12 protein-coding genes are annotated in these 18,113 nt (G+C 66.9%); 3 read left to right on the top strand and 9 right to left on the bottom strand.

What is annotated here, in order from left to right; genetic code table 11:
• Positions 1–79: 79 nt before the first annotated feature.
• Positions 80–1,168 carry an ABC transporter ATP-binding protein gene (locus BACI71_RS07505; RefSeq protein ID WP_159757077.1) on the top strand — a complete coding sequence of 363 codons (1,089 nt, stop codon included), beginning with the start codon at positions 80–82 and terminating at the stop codon, positions 1,166–1,168.
• On the opposite strand, the gene BACI71_RS07500 is transcribed toward BACI71_RS07505, so the two are convergent.
• The 3 genes from BACI71_RS07500 to BACI71_RS07490 are packed head-to-tail and all read right to left on the bottom strand — an operon-like array spanning position 1,158 to position 4,158.
• Positions 1,158–2,015, bottom strand: a complete 858-nt coding sequence (locus BACI71_RS07500) for a carbohydrate ABC transporter permease (RefSeq protein WP_159757074.1) — start codon at positions 2,013–2,015, stop codon at positions 1,158–1,160. The genes BACI71_RS07505 and BACI71_RS07500 overlap by 11 nt on opposite strands.
• On the bottom strand, positions 2,006–2,887 hold the full coding sequence (locus BACI71_RS07495; protein ID WP_159757071.1) for a carbohydrate ABC transporter permease: 882 nt from the start codon (positions 2,885–2,887) through the stop codon (positions 2,006–2,008). The genes BACI71_RS07500 and BACI71_RS07495 overlap by 10 nt, the downstream gene beginning before the upstream one ends.
• Complete coding sequence (locus tag BACI71_RS07490) at positions 2,884–4,158, bottom strand: extracellular solute-binding protein (RefSeq protein ID WP_159757068.1); 1,275 nt, start codon at positions 4,156–4,158, stop codon at positions 2,884–2,886. Before BACI71_RS07490 ends, BACI71_RS07495 begins: the two co-directional genes overlap by 4 nt.
• A gap of 233 nt (positions 4,159–4,391) precedes the next feature.
• Between BACI71_RS07490 and BACI71_RS07485 the strand changes: the two genes are divergently transcribed.
• Positions 4,392–7,298: a TonB-dependent receptor plug domain-containing protein gene (locus tag BACI71_RS07485; RefSeq protein ID WP_236552887.1), complete on the top strand. Its 2,907-nt coding sequence runs from the start codon at positions 4,392–4,394 to the stop codon at positions 7,296–7,298.
• Between the two features lie 12 nt (positions 7,299–7,310).
• On the opposite strand, the gene BACI71_RS07480 is transcribed toward BACI71_RS07485, so the two are convergent.
• The 6 genes from BACI71_RS07480 to BACI71_RS07455 all read right to left on the bottom strand — a co-directional run bounded on the left by BACI71_RS07480 (position 7,311) and on the right by BACI71_RS07455 (position 17,084).
• Positions 7,311–9,905, bottom strand: a complete 2,595-nt coding sequence (locus tag BACI71_RS07480; RefSeq protein WP_159757064.1) for a glycosyl hydrolase 115 family protein — start codon at positions 9,903–9,905, stop codon at positions 7,311–7,313.
• Between the two features lie 171 nt (positions 9,906–10,076).
• On the bottom strand, positions 10,077–13,223 hold the full coding sequence (locus BACI71_RS07475; RefSeq protein ID WP_159757061.1) for a TonB-dependent receptor: 3,147 nt from the start codon (positions 13,221–13,223) through the stop codon (positions 10,077–10,079).
• A gap of 395 nt (positions 13,224–13,618) precedes the next feature.
• Positions 13,619–14,848, bottom strand: a complete 1,230-nt coding sequence (locus tag BACI71_RS07470; RefSeq protein WP_159757058.1) for an NAD(P)/FAD-dependent oxidoreductase — start codon at positions 14,846–14,848, stop codon at positions 13,619–13,621.
• 127 nt (positions 14,849–14,975) lie between these two features.
• Positions 14,976–15,371 carry a DoxX family protein gene (locus BACI71_RS07465; protein WP_159757055.1) on the bottom strand — a complete coding sequence of 132 codons (396 nt, stop codon included), beginning with the start codon at positions 15,369–15,371 and terminating at the stop codon, positions 14,976–14,978.
• Between the two features lie 60 nt (positions 15,372–15,431).
• Positions 15,432–16,277, bottom strand: coding sequence for an SDR family oxidoreductase (locus tag BACI71_RS07460; protein ID WP_159757052.1), 846 nt, complete (start codon positions 16,275–16,277; stop codon positions 15,432–15,434).
• Between the two features lie 21 nt (positions 16,278–16,298).
• A complete protein-coding gene (locus BACI71_RS07455) occupies positions 16,299–17,084 on the bottom strand; it encodes a DODA-type extradiol aromatic ring-opening family dioxygenase (protein ID WP_159757049.1) in 786 nt (261 codons plus the stop codon).
• A gap of 89 nt (positions 17,085–17,173) precedes the next feature.
• Here BACI71_RS07455 and BACI71_RS07450 point away from each other — a divergent pair, with 89 nt between their 5' ends.
• The gene (locus BACI71_RS07450) at positions 17,174–18,082 is read left to right on the top strand and encodes a LysR substrate-binding domain-containing protein (protein ID WP_159757046.1); all 909 of its coding nucleotides are present in this window, start codon (positions 17,174–17,176) and stop codon (positions 18,080–18,082) included.
• Positions 18,083–18,113: the final 31 nt, after the last annotated feature.

Genomic DNA, 18,113 nt, shown 5'->3' with positions numbered 1-18,113 from the left:
TGCAGCGTTCGTATTGCAAGCACCTGTTCCTCTTGCGCTTCTGCCGCCCTCCCGCGAAGGAGCGTGCCAGAGGTGATGCGTGGCGAGTGTCGAGACCCAGGGCCTGAGCAAGCGATTCGGTGCGACCGATGTCCTTGCCGCCACCGACCTGTCGATCCTAGACGGCGAGTTCGTCGCCATCGTCGGACCGTCCGGCTGCGGCAAGTCGACACTGCTCCGCCTCATCGCCGGCCTTGATGAGCCGACGCGCGGCCGCGTGCTGATCGACGCGCGCGACGTGACCAATGTGGCGCCTGCCGAGCGCGGGCTGGCAATGGTCTTTCAATCCTACGCGCTCTACCCGCACCTGACAGTCGCCGAAAACATCGCCTTCCCGCTGCGCGTCGCCGGACGGCCCCGGTCGGAAATCGCGAGGCGCGTGGCCGCGGTGGCGGAGACGCTCGACCTCGTTGGGCTACTCTCAAGTCGCCCCCGCGCGCTGTCGGGCGGGCAGCGGCAGCGCGTGTCAATCGCGCGTGCGATCGTGCGCGAGCCGCGCGTCCTGCTGCTCGATGAGCCGCTGTCCAACCTCGATGCCGAGCTGCGCGTCCGGATGCGGCATGAATTTGCGCGCCTCCACGCCGCGTTGGGGGCGACGATGATCTATGTCACGCACGACCAGCTGGAAGCGATGACGCTTGCCAATCGCATCGTGGTGATGAACGCCGGCCGGGTCGAGCAGGTCGGCGCGCCGCTCGCGCTCTACGATGCGCCGGAGACGCTGGCGGTAGCGCGCGCGATTGGCTCGCCGGGGATGAATTTGCTGTCGGGTGAGGTCGTGCGTGTCGACGCGCGTGGTGCCACGGTACGGGTGACGGGCGGTGCGGTCGTTGACGCGGCCGTGCGCGCGCGGCCGGGCGCGCCAGTGACGCTGGGCGCAAGACCCGAGCATCTCGTCCCCGATGAGTGCGGCGCCTTCGCCGGCGCGGTCGAGCTGTTCGAACGGCTCGGCCCGCTGTCATTCGCGCATCTCGGTGCGCCAGGGCTGGAGACGACGATCGTCGCGCAGCTGCCGGGCGATCGGCGAGTGACGCTGGGCGAGACGCTGCGCTTCGGGATCGCGCCGGCGCGGGTGCACGTGTTCGCGGGCGACGGCCATGCGCTGCCACGCATCGCCGCTAGCCTTTGATGCTCCCGCCCAGCAATCCACCGATGTAATAGCGCTGCAGCGCGAGGAACAGCAGCAGGACCGGCGCCGTCGTGACCATCGCGGCGGCCATCATCAACTCGCCATCGGCGGCATGTTCGCGGGAGATCGCCGCCACCGCCACCGGCAGCGTATAATGGTGCTGATCCGACAGCACGATCAACGGCCACAGGAAGTCGTTCCAGCTCCCCAGGAACATGAACAGCGCCAGCGTGACGGTGATCGGCGCCAGTAGCGGCAGCACGATCGAGGTGAAGATCCGCATTTCCCCCGCCCCGTCCAGCCGCGCGGCGTCGATCATCTCGTCGGGGATGCCAAGCGTCGCCTGACGGACGAACAGCACCGCAAACACCCCGGCAAGGCTTGGCAGGATCACCCCGGCATAGCTGTCGACCAGTCCCAGCGCGCGACAGATCAGGAACAGCGGCAGCATTGCCACCTGCCCCGGTACGACCAGACTGGCGATCAGCACCCGCAGCAGCCGCTCGCGCCCGCGGAAGCGCAACTTGGCAAAGGCGTAGCCGGCCGGCACCGTCAGCAGCAGCCCGAGGAGTGTCGACGCGGCCGCGATGATCAGGCTGTTCCCCAGCGCCGGCAGGATGCGATAGTCGAACCACGCGCCGTCATATTGCCGGCGCACTAGAAGTTCGTGGTAATTCTCCAGCGTCCAGCGGCGCGGCCAGAACGGCGGCGGGATACGGCTGGAATCGTAGCGAGGCATGAACGACACCGTCACCATCCATGCGAAGGGCACCAGCGTGACGAAGGTGACGATTGCCACCAGCGCGTTGAGCACGATTGCGCGCATCCGCCGCGGGGTCACAGCCATTCGTACCGCCGCCCGATCCGCGCCTGCACCCAGGTCACCGCGAGGATCAGGATCAAGAGCACGAACGCCACCGCCGACGCCTGGCCGAGGTTCCACCATTTGAAGCCTTCGTCGAACATGAAGTACAGCACCGTGACCGTCGACTGCGACGGCCCGCCCAGCGTCATGACATAGGGTTCCGCGAACAATTGCAGGAAGCCCGCGACGCTGAGCACGGCGGCGAGCAACAGCGTCGGCCCGATCGCCGGCAAGGTGACGTGACGAAAGCGCCCCCAGGCATCCGCCCCGTCGAGCCGCGCCGCCTCCATCAGGTCCTGTGGCACGGCGGCGAGCGCGGCGGTGAAGACGATCATGTTGTAGCCGAAAACCTTCCAGGTCACGAAGAGCAGGATCGCGGGGATTGACCAGCGCGGGTCACCCAGCCAGTCGACCGGGGCGATGCCGAGCGCCGCCAGTCCTCGGTTCAGCAACCCGAAACGCGTGTTCAGCAGGAACCTCCAGACCACGGCGGTGGCAACGATCCCGGTGACATAGGGGGCGAACAGCGCCAGCCGCCAGAACGGCTTCCAGCGTACCGTCGCATCGTTGAGCAGCAACGCGGTGAACAGCGACGCACCGATCGCCAGCGGGACGCCGAGCAGCGCGAAGAGCGCGGTGTTGCGCAACGCTCGCCAGAATAAGGGGGTCGTCAGCAGGTCGGTAAAGTTGCCGAACCCAACGAAGCGCAGATTTGACCAATCCGCCAATGCGTAGATGCTGTAGTCGGTGACGCTCAATCCCAGCGCCAACAAGGTCGGCAGCACAAAGACCAGCGCAATCGCCACCAGCACCGGCGCCGCGAACGTCCAGGCAGTGCGCTCCTGCCGGGTCATGTGATCCTTCCCGTTGCGACCAGCCGGCGGCGCTGCGCCAGCAGCGCATCGACACGTGCATCCATCGCTGCCAGCCCCTCGTCGATCGTCAGCCCGCCGCGGACGACACGCTCGGCGACGATCTGCACCTCCAGCCGGATCCGCTCCCACTCGACGATGACCGGCTGCCGCGCCGGCTGCTCGATCTGATCGGCGAACGGCCGCAGCACCGGATCGGCCAGCTGCGGGTCGCGCCAGGCGCTGCGCCGTGCCGGCAGGACGCCGATCATGTGCTGGAACCGCAATTCGCTTTCCGCAGAGGTGACGTGACGGGCGAGCCGCCATGCATCGTCGGGGCGCCGCGTGTGTGCCGCGACCGCGATGCTGTTGTTGATCGCGGAGACCGGGCCCGGGCCGTTCGGTCCCGGCATCCGAGCCACGCCCCACCGTTCGGGCGCGATCTCGGCGGTGCGACGGTGGAGATCGGTGAGCAGGTTCGGACCGCTTGGATAGATCGCGAACCACCCTTGCGCGAACGCCGCCAACGGGTCCTGCACCTCGTTCGACGCCACCGGCGGCGCAAAGCCGTCCGCGAATAAAGACACGTAGAAGGCAAGCGCTTCGCGATAGGCCGGGGTCCGAAAGTTGCCGCGGGTGTCGCGGTCGCGGAGCGGATAGGCGCCGGTCTGGCCTGCAAAGGTGATCAACGTGTCCCACCAGTTGAGGAACATCAGCACCGCATAACGGTCAGGATGGCGGCGCTTCAGCCGCGCACCCAGGTCACGCCAGCCATCCCAGCTGAGCGGCGCTTCATCATAGCCGACCTCGGCGAGCAGATCGCGCCGGAAGAACTGCGCTTGGCTCCCGACCGACCATGGAATGGCGTACGGCACACCGGCCACCGTCAATGGTGGCACCACGCCGGGAAAAGTGTCTCCGGCTAAGGCCAGGTCCGGCAGCGGTGCGATCGCCCCGATCATCGCAAACTCGCCGACCCAGCCGGACGGGAGCATCATCACGTCCGGAAGCGTGCCGCCGGCTTGCGCGGTGAGATACTTTTCGTGCGCCGCGGTGCCGGGCAAGGACTGCGTCTCGACCGCAATGCCGGTGTGCGCGGTAAACGCGGTCATCAGGTGCGGCGCATAATCGCCCTCGTAGCCGGTCGCCCAGAACGTCAAGGCGGACGGATCGCGCCGCGAGAGACAGCCGGGGAGCAGCAACGCCGCGCTTCCGGCCGACGCCGCACGCAGCGCCATGCGGCGCGTCCAGTCCAGCTCTTTTCCGTCGTTCATCACACGGCTTGTGACAGTGGTGGCTGAAGGCGACCAGTAGCTTCGGCCGCCCCACCCCCGGGCCATTTGTGTCTGCCGCATCGTCGCCATCCCGACGAACATACATCAACGGGTTAATTAATTCGTGTTATTACTTGAAGTTGCCTACGAAGGCAAATCATGGAACAAGTGCCGAACGCTGGAGAACAAGTGCGGATATCCGAACCGCCCGCTCCGGACAGAGGGGCGAGGACATGCCGACCACCACGATCCGCACATTGCTGACATGTACGACAATGCTCGCCCAACCGCTGCTGGTGATGGCTGCGCTTGCGCAAACGGCCCCAACCACGCCAACGACGAGCGATGCGGAGGCACCCGCGTCCGACGACATCGTGGTCACCGGATCCCGCATTCGGCGCCCCGATTACGAGGCTCCCAATCCGATCATCTCGAGCGACGCCGAGGCCATCCGCGAGTCAGGCAACGTCAACGTGACCAATTTCCTGGTGCGCGTTCCTGCGTTGGTCAATTCGCGCGATAGCACGCGTGCCGGTGGCGGTGATGCGGTTTCAAACGCGCAGTTCGGTCAGGCCGGGCTCAACCAGCTGAATTTGCGTAATCTCGGTGTTAACAGGACGCTGACGTTGGTCGATGGTCGTCGCCATGTCGCGGCGGAGGCGAGCAACGCCGCGGTCGACATCAACGCGATCCCGGTCGACCTCATCAGCCGGGTCGACGTGCTGACCGGCGCGGTTTCGGCGATCTACGGCGCGGACGGTGTGACCGGTGTGGTCAATTTCGTACTGCGCCGCGATTTCGACGGCGTCGCCGCCCGAGCCCAGATGGGCGTTTCGCAATATGGCGATGGCGCGACCCGCTTCGCCTCGCTGCTGGCCGGCCGCAATTTCGCCGATGGCCGCGCCAACGTGACGCTCGCCTACGAATACAGCGGCGAGTCCCGCATTTCCTACGAGGCCCGCAAATACCTTCGGCAGGGCCGGCGGAAGTTCCTGGTCCCCAACCCCGCCGACCAGCCCGACGATCCGCGCGCTCCCGACCAGATCCTCGCTGGCGACCTGCATTACACCTACGTGTCGCCGCTCGGCGCGATCTTCGTCGGTGGTGAGTCCAACCCCAGTTTCGACGGGCTCGGCCGCCCCTACGATCCGGGGCGCCCGATCGCTTATTACTGGCAGGGCGGGGTCAGCACCGACGTCCCCGGCTTCTATCAGGGCGATCTGACGCCCGGCATCGAGCGCCACGCCGTCAACCTGTTGTCTTCGTTCGCGGTGTCGGACGCGTTCAAGCTGTCGATCGACGCCAAATATGTGCGTACCGAGGCGACGACGTTCGGCCAGTACCCCGAGACCTATTATCTGCCGATCGCACTCGACAATCCATTCGTGCCGGCATCGATCCGCACCGCGGCGGCAACGGCGGGCGCCGACGGGCTGTTCTTCAACCGCCACAACATCGACTTCGGGCGGCTGGGCGAGCGCGACCTGCGCGAGACGTATCGCGGCGTGATCGCCGCCTCCGGGCGGCTGAGCGATCACGCGACCTATGATGGCTATTACCAATTTGGCCGCACCGACGTGCAGATTACCCGGCTGGGCAGCAGACTGGCCGCGCCGTATCTGCAAGCACTCGACGCGGTCGCCGGCCCCGGCGGTTCGGTCGTGTGTCGCTCGACGCTCACCGATCCGTCGAATGGCTGTCGGCCGATCAATCCGTTCGGCGCCGGCCCGACCGGCGATGCGCAGCTCGGCTATTTCCAGCGCAATGACCGCAGCTATGCGCGGATCGAGCAGCAGGTCGCCAGCGCCTCGGTCAGCGGCGACTTCGGCCAGCTCTTCCACTTGCCGGGCGGGCCCGTGCAGTTTTCGTTCGGCGGCGAATATCGCAAGGACAGCAGCCGCTTCGACCCCAACGCCAATCTCGTCGCCGGTGCCTATTTCGGCACGGACGAGCCGGCGGTCGTCCTGCCGAGCCGCGGCAGTTTCGAGGTGTGGGAGGCGTTCGGCGAGCTAAACGTACCGATCGTCCGCGACCGGCCGTTCGCGGAGCTGCTGTCGGTCGGTGCTGCTGGACGCTACTCGCATTATTCGACGGTCGGGAAGACCGAGACCTGGCAGTTCACCGGCATCTACGCACCGATCTACGATATCTCATTCCGTGGCTCCTACGGGCAAGCGGTGCGCGCACCTAATATCGGTGAGCTGTTCCAGCCACGTAGCACGTCGCAGGGCTTCCTCGACGATCCCTGCACCACGCGCTCGGTCGGCAACGGCACCCAGTATCGCGAAGCCAATTGCCGCGCGCAGCTCACCGCAGCCGGGCGGACGACACTGCTCGGCGAGAGCGACACCGGCTTCGTCATCAATGGCGTCTCGCAAGGCAACCTGGCGCTGCGCCCCGAACGTGCGCGGACCTGGACGGCCGGCGTCGTGCTGCGCCCGCGCTTCGTCCCCGGCCTGACGCTGTCCGCCGACTGGTACGACATTTTGCTGAAGGACGCGATCAACACCGTCCAGGCCAACGACCTCATCAACCTGTGCGTCGACCAGCCGACGCTCGATAACGCTTTCTGCGATTCCTACACGCGCGCCAGCGGCACCGGCCGGCTCAACGGCTTCACGGTTTCGCCGCAGAATGTCGCGAACTATCGCACGGCCGGGCTCGACCTCAATCTCGATTATCGTCTCGCCACCGCCCGCGTCGGGACGTTCGATGTGCGACTGATCGGCGGCTATCTCAACCGGTTGGCGTTCGTCGCGATCCCGGGGGCGCCGCAGACCAACATTCTGGACACGCCCGGCGCGCCGCAGTGGAACGCGAACTTCGCGCCAACCTGGACGCTGAACCGCGTGTCGGTTAACTACAATCTGCGCTGGTTCAACGCGATGCGTGCCTTCACCCGTAACGAGACCGCTGCCAATCCCGACATCGCCGCCGCGGACTATCTGCGTTTCGCGCCCCTGTGGCAGCACGATCTGCAAATCGCCTATCAGGTCCCGGACGGGTTCGGCTTCTACGGCGGCGTTACCAATCTGACCGACCAGAAGCCTGACCCGGCGGCCTATGGCACCAATGTGCCGATCTCGCCGCTGGGCCGGTTCTTCTACATCGGTGCGCGGATCGGGCTCGACCGGCGCTGATCGGGCGCGCGATCAGGTGCGGATGATCAGCCGTTCCAGCACGACATTGTCGTCGATCCGCAACACCCTGATCGTATGCCGGCCGGCGACGACCCGGCCGAGATCCACCGAGAGCCGCACGACATTGTCGCTCACCGCCGCCGCCCACGCCTGTTTAGCCGGCGTGTCCTGCGCGCCACCAGTCGCCTCGAGCCGCGCCTGAAGCAGTCGGACCGGGCCATCGTCGAACGCCACTGCGACCCGCACGCCCTTGCCGCCGGTGGTGTCGAGCGACGGCGCCAGATCGAGCGTGAGCTGCGCCTCTCCGCCAGCGGCGAGCGTCACATCATAGTCGAGCGCCACCTGATCCTCGGCGGTCGTGGCGGGTCGTCCCTGCGGCAGTGCGACCATCGCGCCGCGCGTTCGCCCGAGATGCGGGATCGCAGTCCAGCGTAGCCCTTTTGCTCCATGGGCACGAGTGAAAGCGATCGCCTCAACGGTGACCTCGCTCGCGCGGCCCGCCGGCGGTTTCGCGAAGCGTGGCAGGCGGTTGCGCTCGGAGATTGGTGTGTCGGCGGCGACGCGGGTGATGCTGGGCATGGATTGCTGCGTCGGGTCGTTCCAGGTGACGTAGCTCATATGGACCTGCGCCATCATCCCGTCCCACTTGCCACCGTTGATTTCGTGGTATTGTCGGGTCAGTTCGGCGTCGCGGCGGAAGGTCGCCTCGACCTGGTCGGCGAAGTAATTGGCGCGCGGATCGTTGCTGCCGGTGAGCCGCTGGTTCCACGCCGCGGCGTAAAATAACCGGTACAAATTCGCCATCGCGGCGACCGGATGCTCGACAAGCTGGAAATAGGCGTCACGGGATGCAGGCGGGAGCATCGCGCGCGCCGCAAGCATCCGCCGCTCCAGATCGTCCCATTCGGCGACCAGCGCGCCGAACACGCCGCCGTCCAGTTCGGTCGCGGTGACGCCGCCCAGCGGGAAGCTGTTCTGGTCGATCAGCTCGGGCTTCCGCCGCGCGGCATAGCGGCTGTAGTCGGTGACGATCGCGCCGATCGCCTCGGCCTGCGCCGCACCGAACGTCGCCGTTGCCCACGCACGTGGATAGTCGGCGAGCGCCTGCGGGGTCATCGCCTCCGGGTTCCACGCCATCTTGAGGAAGAAGCCGAGCGGATATTCCATCGGCTTGATGTCGCCGACATTGACGATCCACATCGTCTGCACCCCGCCGCGATAGGCGAGGTCCATCTGCTGCCAGACCTTTTCGATCTGGTTGGTGTTGATCCATTTGTAGTTGCGCGGCACCCCGACGTAGTCGAAGTGATAATAGATGCCGTAGCCGCCCGTGCGCGGTGCGGCGCCGGCATTGGGCAGGCGACGGATCTGCCCCCAATTGTCGTCCGAGAACAGCAAGGTGACGTCGTCAGGCACCTTCATGCCCTTGTCGTAATAATCCTGCACTTCCTTGTAGAGCGCCCAGACCTGCGGCGTCTCGCTGGCGGGGCGGTGCGTGACCTCGGCGATGATCGCGCGCTGGTCGGCGACGACGCGTTCGAGCAATTCGGTCGCGGTGCCCTCCGCCATCGCCTCGTCGCCGTCGCCGCGCATCCCGACGGTGACGACCGACTCATAGCCCGTGCCGTCGCCCTTCGACATCATGCGTTCGATGCCGCCGCGCCAGAAGGTGCGCAGATTGGCGGTGTTCTTCGTATAATCCCACGCGCCGCCGCGCGTGGGGTCTTCCTTGTGGCGATGCCATTCGGCCTGCGCGCGCAGCATCGGTTCATGATGCGAATTGCCCATCACCACGCCCATCGCGTCGGCCAGCACCATGCTCTTCGGATCGTCGTCGGCGAACGCCTTGCCCCACATTGCGGGCCACAGATAATTGCCCTTCATGCGCAGCAGCAGCTCGAAGACGTGCGCGTACATCGCGGAATTGACGCCGCCGAACTTCTTCGTCGCCCAGCCCTTCAGGCACGGGTCCTCGTCGTTGATGAAGAAGCCACGATAGCGGACCTTCGGCTGGTCGCTGCGCGAGCCGGCGGGGAACAGCACCTCCTTGCGGCGAGCGACCGGCACGTCGGCGAACCAGTGCCACGGCGAGACACCGATCCGTTCCGACACGTCATAGCTGCCGAACACCGCGCCGCGCCGGTCCGCACCGACGATCACCAGCGCGCGCGGCACGTTGGGCCACGGCCGTTCGACAACGATCTGGCGGAACGCCTCCCATTCGCCGCGCAGATCGTCTGCGGCAATCTTGCCGGCGGCGACCAGCGCGTCGATTGCCTTGCTTTGGCCGAGCACGCCGATCAGGACGACCGGTCCGCTGACGCCGTCGACCTGCTGTGGGATAGGCTTCGCGCGCGTACCGGCGACGCGGGCGAGGTCGTTCGCAAGGCTGGTGGCGACGCGCTGGACCGCGCTGTCCGCCTCGCGATCGACGACGACGGTGGCGACGCGGCTCCCCTGAATCAGCGGGAAGGCGGTGCGTGGGTCGAGCGTCTCTCCATCGCCACCCGCCGTTGCCGCATGTGCGGGCATGGTGGCCAGCATCGCGCTGAAGCCGGCGGCGGACAGTATCGCGCGCCGCGAGACCGCATCGTCAATCGCGCTCATAATCGAATGTTCCTGACTGTTCGTATCGACTATCTTCCTCGTTCGTCACCCCGGATACTTCGACAAGCTCAGTAGAGCCTTGATCCGGGGTCCCGCTTTCCACTTCAGTGGCGAAGAAGCGGGGTCCCGGATCAAGTCCGGGACGACGGTTCAGGGTTGACCGACAAGCTCCTAGAACGTCCCGCGCAGGCCGATCAGGAACTGGCGACCGGGCTTGTACTGCGTGAAGGTTGCGTTCTCGAACTGGAAGTACGAGCGCAGCGTGGCGTCGGTGAAGTTGGCGATGTTGAACGTCAGCTGCGGCGCGTTCGGAATGCCGAGCAGCTTGTCGAGATCGAACGACGACGAGAAATCGTAGGTCGTATAGTCGGTCCCGTACAGCGCCGCGGCCGGGATGCCGTTCTGCGCCGCACCGCTGTTCTGCGATCCCTGCCGCGAGGTCGTCGCAACGCGGAGCATCACGCCGTTCTTCTCGTAATAGCCGGTGATGTTGTACGTGAACGGCGAGACGCCGAACGCCACCGCCGGGCCATCGCTGCGCTGGTCGACGATCGTGGCATTGGCGTTGAAGCCAAAGCCGGTCACGCCGATCGCACGGGTCAGGAAGTCGAGCGGCTGCACCCACTGGAATTCGAGGCCGTTGATCGTCAGCTTGTTGGCGACGTTGACCTGCGAGGTCACCTGCACCTGCGCCGCGGTCGGCCCGCCGCGCGAGTTGAGCGCGATCTGCTGGGTCGGGTTCAGCGTGTCGTAGGTGATGCCGTATTGCGCGAGGTTCGAGAACGGCACCGTGTTGATCGCGGTGGTGGTGAACCCCTCGATCGACTTGCGGAACGCGTTGAAGCTGACCACGCCCTCACGCCCGGTATAATATTCGAAGCCGAGATCGAGGTTGGTCGACAGATACGGCGCGAGCGCCGGGTTGCCGATCCCGGCCTGATCCGCCGAGGGAGCGCTGAAGTTGACGCCCGGCAACTGCGCCGACGGATCGGGGCGCGTCATCGTCCGCGAGCCCGCGACGCGCACGACGGCATGTTCGCCGACGTCATAGGCGAAGGTCGCCGCCGGCAGCCATTCTGAATAGACGTTGCGCGTATCGGCGATGGTGACGATGTTGGGATAACGGCTGCCGTCCGGCAAGCTGGCACCACTTGCCGTGGTGTTGCGCGGATCGGGGACGGAGACGCGACCCGAGATCGTCTGGATCGTGTTGACCCAGCGCACGCCGACGTTGAACCGCAGCATGTTCTCACCGAGTTCATGCGCACCGCTGACGGTCGCGAACAGGCCCTTGTTGACCTCGCGGATCAAACCACCGCTCGCCCCCGTCGTCGACGAACCGCTCTCGGCCGCATTGTCGTGGTAGAAATCATAGTTGGTCGCCGCAGCGAACGCCGGGAAGTCGACCGTCACGAAGCCGGCCGGGCCGGGCTTCAGATAGGTCGGCGCGGCGCTGTTGGGGACGAGCGAGCCGCCATAGGTCAGCGGGGTCGCGGTGCCAGCGCTGTAGCCGGTGCCGAGCCCCGGATAGGTCGGATAGCCGGTCGGGGCCGCACCGGGGGCGTTCAGCCCTTCGCACGGCGGCTGGCTGTTCGGCGACGGCACAAACGCGCTGGGATTGTTGCCGCAGACCGCGTTCTGCCATTGCTGCGACGCGTCGAAGCTCCTGATCCGGCGCGACACGTCGTCATAGGAGCCGCCGACGCGCAGGTTGAGCGACTTGTCGCCCCACATCACGTCGCCACGGAAGCCCTTGTTCTCGTTGACGCGACGTTCGTCGTTCACGCCGACGCGGCTGCCGGTGTACCAGCCGAAGTTGTTGGGATCGTTGAGGTCCAGCCCGCTGGTGATCGTCGGAACGCCGCCATCGCTGGCGAAAGTGACGGTGTTGCCGACGCCGAGCGGCGTGGTCATGCCGACGGTCGGGTTCTCGCGGTGGAAGGTCGAGCGCGCGTAATTGCCCTGCAGCGTCAGCTTCAGGCGGTCGGAAATCTCCCACTCGCCGCCCGGATTGACGCTGACCAGCTTGGTGGTCTCGATGTAGGGCCGATATTCGTTGAAGAACTGGACGTTGGCAAAGGTGCCGCCGGTGACGGTGCAGCCCGCGCTGCAATCCGATTTGTCGAAGGTGAGATTGGTCGGGATCGCTGCGCCGTTGCGGACGATCCACGCCATGTTCTCGCGGATCAGCTCGTTCTTCTTATAGCCGTACAGGCCGTCGATGTAGAAATGCAGCGTGTCGGTCGGCTGCCATTCGGCGCTGACGATCGCATTGAAGCGATCGCGCGGACCGCGGATGCTGGTGGAGCGGCCGAGGCGCGGGAGCAGCCCGTTGTCGATCTGCTGGATCGTCGCGCCGGGATTGTTGGCGAGCAGGAAGGCCTGATCGATCGTCGTGCCGGCGACCAGCCCGGCTCCGGCGCCAACCGGCACCGTCGCCGGGATCGTCCAGTTGCCGCCGCCGGTGGTGTTGCAGCCCGAGGTCGCGCCGCACTGCGCGGCGGTGAGCGCCGGGTTGGTATAACCGATCGTCTCGAACCCGCGCGTGTCGGTGAACAGCCGCTGCGCCGACACGCCGGCAAGGATGCCGAACGTTTCGCTGCGCCAGCTGCCGATCAGCGAGCCGCGCGCGCCGATCCGGTCCTCGGGCGACTGCTTGGTGCCCTGGATGTTATAGGCCAGGAATCCCGTCTGGCGATCGAACGGCCGCGCCGAGCGCAGATCGATGTTACCGGCCGCACCACCTTCGAGCAGGTCGGCGGTATAGCTCTTGTTGACGGTCAGCTTCGTGAACAGGTCGGTCGGGAAGAAGCTGAGGTCGACCGAACGGTCGGTGCCCTGCGCGTCGGTCGACCCCGATGACGCGACCGCGATCGTCGCGCCGTTCAGCGTGACGTTGGTGAAGTTCGAGCCGAGCCCGCGGATCGCGACGTTCGTGCCTTCGCCGGTGACGTCGCGCGTGATCGTGATGCCGGGGATGCGGTTGAACGACTCGGCGATGTTGGTGTCTGGGAACTTGCCGATGTCCTCGGCAAAGATCGAATCGGTGAAGCCGGTCGAGGCGCGCTTGGACTCGGTCGACTTGGCCAGTGACGAGCGATAGCCGGTGACGACGATGTCTTCGCCCGGCGCCCCCTGGGTGGAATCCGTCTGCGGGATCGGCGCGGTCGCGGGGCCATTGTCCTGGCCATCTGCGGGCGCCTGCGTCGCGGTGGGCGGAACCGCCTGCGCCGAGGCCACGGACGAAGTGGCAGCGCCGAGGACGGTTGCACTGAGCAGCAGCGTACGGGTGGCGCGAGCGAAATCACGGCTCTTCATTGGTTGTTCCTCTCCCTTGGGCACCGCTTCTTCGTGAGCGCGCCCATGTCGTTCCGGCGCCCGTTTCCGGACGCTCATTGGCTTCCCCGGCGATCCCGCGGACCGCGCTGACGCGCACCCGACGGATCGACCGATCGACCGAATTGATAGCGCTACCTCGACCAAGCTGTCTTACCTGTCAAGCCGCCTCGGCCTGACAAATTTCTGATTAGCGCCAGAATGTTGTAAGAGGGCGGCACGCCGCGCCGGCAACACCGCTTCCGACTGTCAGGCCGGCATGTCACGCGCGGTAGCGCAACCTCGCTGCTCGCGAGGCGCGATCGCCGGGCGAGTTGACGATCACTGGCTCGATGGCGCCGGAAGCCGGACGTGAGCGGTGCGGCCGCTCGCTCCTGCTACTCCGCGAGCGACTTGAGCGGAACGGACACATCGCCGAGCAGCGCCGGGTCCGCCACGACGCCACCGGCCACCAGCGCCCTGCCCTGGACGAAGTCACGCGTCGCGTTGACGCAATCAAGCGCGATCACGCGCCCGGCTTTCAGATACACCAGGGAGAAACTGCGCTCCGCCGGATCGCCGCGGACGATCGCGGTGTCATGCCCGATCGACAGCCCGACCGTCTGGAGACGCAGGTCATATTGGTTCGACCAGAACCATGGCACCGCGGCATTACCCGGCGCCTCGATGCCCGCGATCGTCTTCGCCGCGACCGCCGCCTGATCGTTGGCGTTCTGCACCGACTCCAGGCGGATAGAGGCGGCGTCGGCGAAGACGTTGGCATGCAGCGCGCAATCGCCGATCGCGTAGATATGCGGCAGACTGGTCCGACAATGGCCGTCGACCGCGACGCCGTTCCCGCCCGCAGCGCCGACGCGCAGCAAGGGTTCGACCGCGGGCACGATGCCGATGCCGACGATCACCATCTCGGCGGACACGATCGCTCCGCCGGCAAGCCGTACGCCGCACGCGCGCCCGTCGCGCGCCTCGATACACTCGACCGTCACACCGAGGCGGACGACGACACCGCGCGCGCGATGTTCCGCTTCGTAGAAGCGCGACAGCGGCTCGCCGGCGACGCGCGCGAGCACACGGTCCTGCGCCTCCAGCACGGTAACCTTCTTGCCCAGTCTGGTGAGGACGGCCGCTGCCTCCAGTCCGATATAGCCACCGCCGATCACCGCTACCTGCCGCGTATCCGGCAGTTCGGCGATCATCCGGTCGACATCGGCGCGCGTCCGGACGCTATGGACACCGGTCAGATCATGGCCGGTGCAGGTCAGGCGGCGGGGATGGCCGCCCGCCGCCCAGACGAGGTCGCCATAAGCGAGCGTCTCGCCGTCGCCGGTGCTGACGGTGTGCGCTGCGGGGTCGACCGCGATCACCCGTCGGCCGGTCAGCAGCGTCACGCCGAGGTCGGCCCATTTCTCGACCGGCCGCAGCAGCATCCGCTCGAACGGCTTCTCGCCCGCGAGATACTCCTTCGACAGCGGCGGGCGTTCGTAGGGCGGCTCGGCCTCCTCGCCGACAATCGCGATCGAACCCGTCACCTTCGCCTGCCGCAGCGCGATCGCCGCCTGCGCGCCGGCATGGCCGCCACCGACGATCACGACATCGAACCGTATCATGCCTGCTCCATCCGCCCTGCCCTGCTTCGCCCGCCATGCTCCGCGTGGATGGCGGTTAGCAGCATCTGCGCCGGTTGGGCCACCGTCGCGGCCACCCGGTACCGTCCGGCGTCAGGGTGAACGATCTTCAGGATCGCACGGCCCGCCGGTCACGCAGCGCGTCGATCCCCCACCCGCCTCCGCCCTCACAGGCGATGTAGAAGAAGATGAAGCAATAGAGGATCGCCTCGCTGCCGCCATTGACGCCGGGCCAGAAGCCCGCCGGCAGGTGGCCGAGGAAATAGGCGGCCGCCATCTCGCCCGCGGCGATGAAGGCAGCGATGCGCGTGAACAGCCCGAGCGCCAGCAGCACACCCAGTGCGATCTCCAGCACCGCCGCCACGACGAGCAGCGTCGGCAGCGGATCGGGTGCGCCGGGCTGTGCCACGGGGAAGTGAAACAGTTTCATCAAACCGTGCTCCAGAAACAGCAGCGCGGTGACGATCCGCAGCATGCTGAGCACACGCGCCGGCCAGAGTGACATAAGAGCTTTCCTCCAGTGAGCGATGCCGGGCGCGATCGCGTCGCACCCGGCCGGAACGGGTCAGGCGATCGCGGCTGCCACAGTGTTCGGCAACGGCGTGGTAGGGCGCCCGATCAGCATCGAGAGCTGGCGACCGTCATCGAACAACGCGCCGTTCGACGCGGCGACGTCCCAGCCGGCGATCGCAGCGGCGAGGTCGTCCGGCATGCCAGCGCGCCTGAGCGCAGCGGCATAGTCGGCGGCAGGCAGGTTCTCATAGGCGATCTCCTGCCCGCTCTGACGCGACAGTTCGGCCGCCAAGTCGGTCAGCGTCCAGGCGAGATCGCCGGCCAGTTCGTACGTGCGGCCTTCATGGCCGGGGCCGGTCAGCACGACCGCCGCCGCCTCGGCATAATCCGCCCGTGCGGCGCTCGCGATCCGGGCCCCGCCCGCGCTGCCGATCAACACGCCGTTCGCCAGCGCACCGCGCACCGCGCCAAGGTAATTCTCGGTATACCAGCCATTGCGCAGGATCGTCACCGGCACACCCGCCGCGGCGAGCGCGGCCTCGGTCTCGCGATGCTCGGCGGCGAGGTCGAGCGGCGAGGTGTCGGCGTGCAGCAGACTGGTGTAGACGATCCGGCCGATGCCGGCTTCCTTTGCGGCGGCGATGACGTTGCGGTGCTGCGCGGTACGCTGCCCAATCGCGTTCGAGGACACCAGCAGCAGCGTATCAACCCCCGCAAGCGCCGGTGCCAGCGCGCCGGATCGGGCATAATCGAAGGCGCGCACCGCGACACCGAGGTCGGCGGCCTTGTCCGGCGACCGCGCGAGCGCGACAATCCCGTCGGCGTCGACCTTCGAGGTCAGACGCTCGACGACGAGGCGGCCGAGCTGGCCGGTGGCGCCGGTAACGGCAATCGTCATGTTCGTTACTCCTCTTGCGGATCAGTTGAAGCGGAAGCCGGAGATCATCGTTTCCATGACCTTTTCCGAATAGATGCGTTCGCCGCCCCCGTTGCTGGCACCCGCGGCGACCATCAACGGGAGCAGATGCTCGGCGGCAGGATGCGACAGGCGGGCGGCGGGCGCGCCCTCCCACTGCGCGAGTTCTCGCGCACGTATCGGGCCAGGCCTGGCGGCGGCCTGCGTCAGCCATGCGTCGAAGGCGGCGCTCGGCGCGGTAAAGCGCGGATCGCCATACCCACGCATATTGTGGAAGCTCATTCCCGTCGCGAGGATCAGCACACCTTCATCGCGCAGCGCGGACAGCGCCTCGCCCGCCGCGAGGTGCAGCGCCGGGTCGAGCGTACGATCGACCGACATTTCGACCACCGGAAGATCGGCATCAGGGAGCGCGACCTTCAGCGGCACGAACACGCCATGATCGAGCCCGCGCGCCGGATCGATCGTGGCGCTGATCCCCGCCACGGTCAGCAGCGCGGCCGCACGCTTCGCGAGCACCGGCGCCCCCGGTGCGTCGTAGCGCAACGCGTAGGTATGGTCCGGAAAGCCGTAATAGTCGTAAAGAAGCGGCGGTGCCGGATTGCCGGTGAAGGCGAATCCGTTGGTCTCCCAATGACCCGACACGACCAGAACAGCTTTCGGGCGTTCCGGTAGCATCGCCGGCAGCGCGCGGAGAAACGCCGCCATACCGGTCCAGGTGCCGCGCGGATCGTCCATGAAGAAACAGGGGCCGCCGCCATGCGGGAGGAAGAAGGTCGGTTGCTGCATGTTCGATCCTTTCGCCCGCCGATATGGATCGTGTATCCGTCCGTGATAATCGATGTTTTTGTGCAATAACCTTGAACCGGGAGTAGCAAGTGGCGGATCGTCTGACCGGCATGGAGGTGTTCGTCCGCGCGATCCGGCTGGGCGGACTGTCGGCCGCGGGTCGCGCGATGGGCATGTCGCCGACGATGGCGGCACGGCATCTCGACGCGCTTGAGGCCCGATTGGGAACGACGCTCGTCAATCGCACCACCCGTCGCCTTGCGCTCACCGATGCCGGCCTGGCCTATCTCGACCGCGCCGAGCGGATCCTCGCGGAAATCGCCGAGGCGGATGCCGACGCCTCGGCGCAATCGCGGACGGTCGAGGGATTGCTGCGGGTCAGCGCACCCGCGACGTTCGGGGTGATGCACGTCGCGAGGCTGGCGGCCGAGTTCCACCGCCTGCACCCCGGCGTCACGGTCGAGCTGGGACTCGACGATCGCCACGTCGACCTGCTCGAGGAGCGCTGGGACCTGGCAATCCGCATCGGGCGGCTGAGCGACAGCAGCCTCATCGCGCGCCGGCTCGCACCGATGCGGCTCGCGATCTGTGCGTCGCCCGCCTATCTCGCCGAACGCGGCATGCCAGCGACGCTCGCCGACCTCGGTGACCATGATTGCCTCGGCTACACGCTTGCCACGCTGACCGGTACCGCCTTCTGGGGCTTTGGACGTGACGGCGCCCACCACGTGCCCGTGCGTGGTTGGCTCCACGCCAACAATGGCGAGGCGCTGGTGCGCGCGGCGGTAGCGGGGCAAGGTCTTGTCTATGGACCACGCTTCATCGCGGCCGGCGCGATCCGGCGTGGCGAGCTGGTCGAGATCGCGCTCGATGCCGACTATATCGACCTCGGCGCCATCCATTCGGTCACACACGCACGGCGGCGGCCATCGGCGCGCGCTCGCGCATGGCTCGACTTCATGGCCGACCGCATTCCTCAATTGGCCGAGGATTGGTGAAGGACCCGCGCCCCTCGGTCGCGACCTGGAA

Source organism: Sphingomonas sp. 8AM (genome assembly GCF_902506455.1).
GTDB lineage: Bacteria > Pseudomonadota > Alphaproteobacteria > Sphingomonadales > Sphingomonadaceae > Sphingomonas.
The sequence above is the reverse complement of the archived record's forward strand: the minus strand, read 5'-3'. Positions and strand labels throughout refer to the sequence as shown.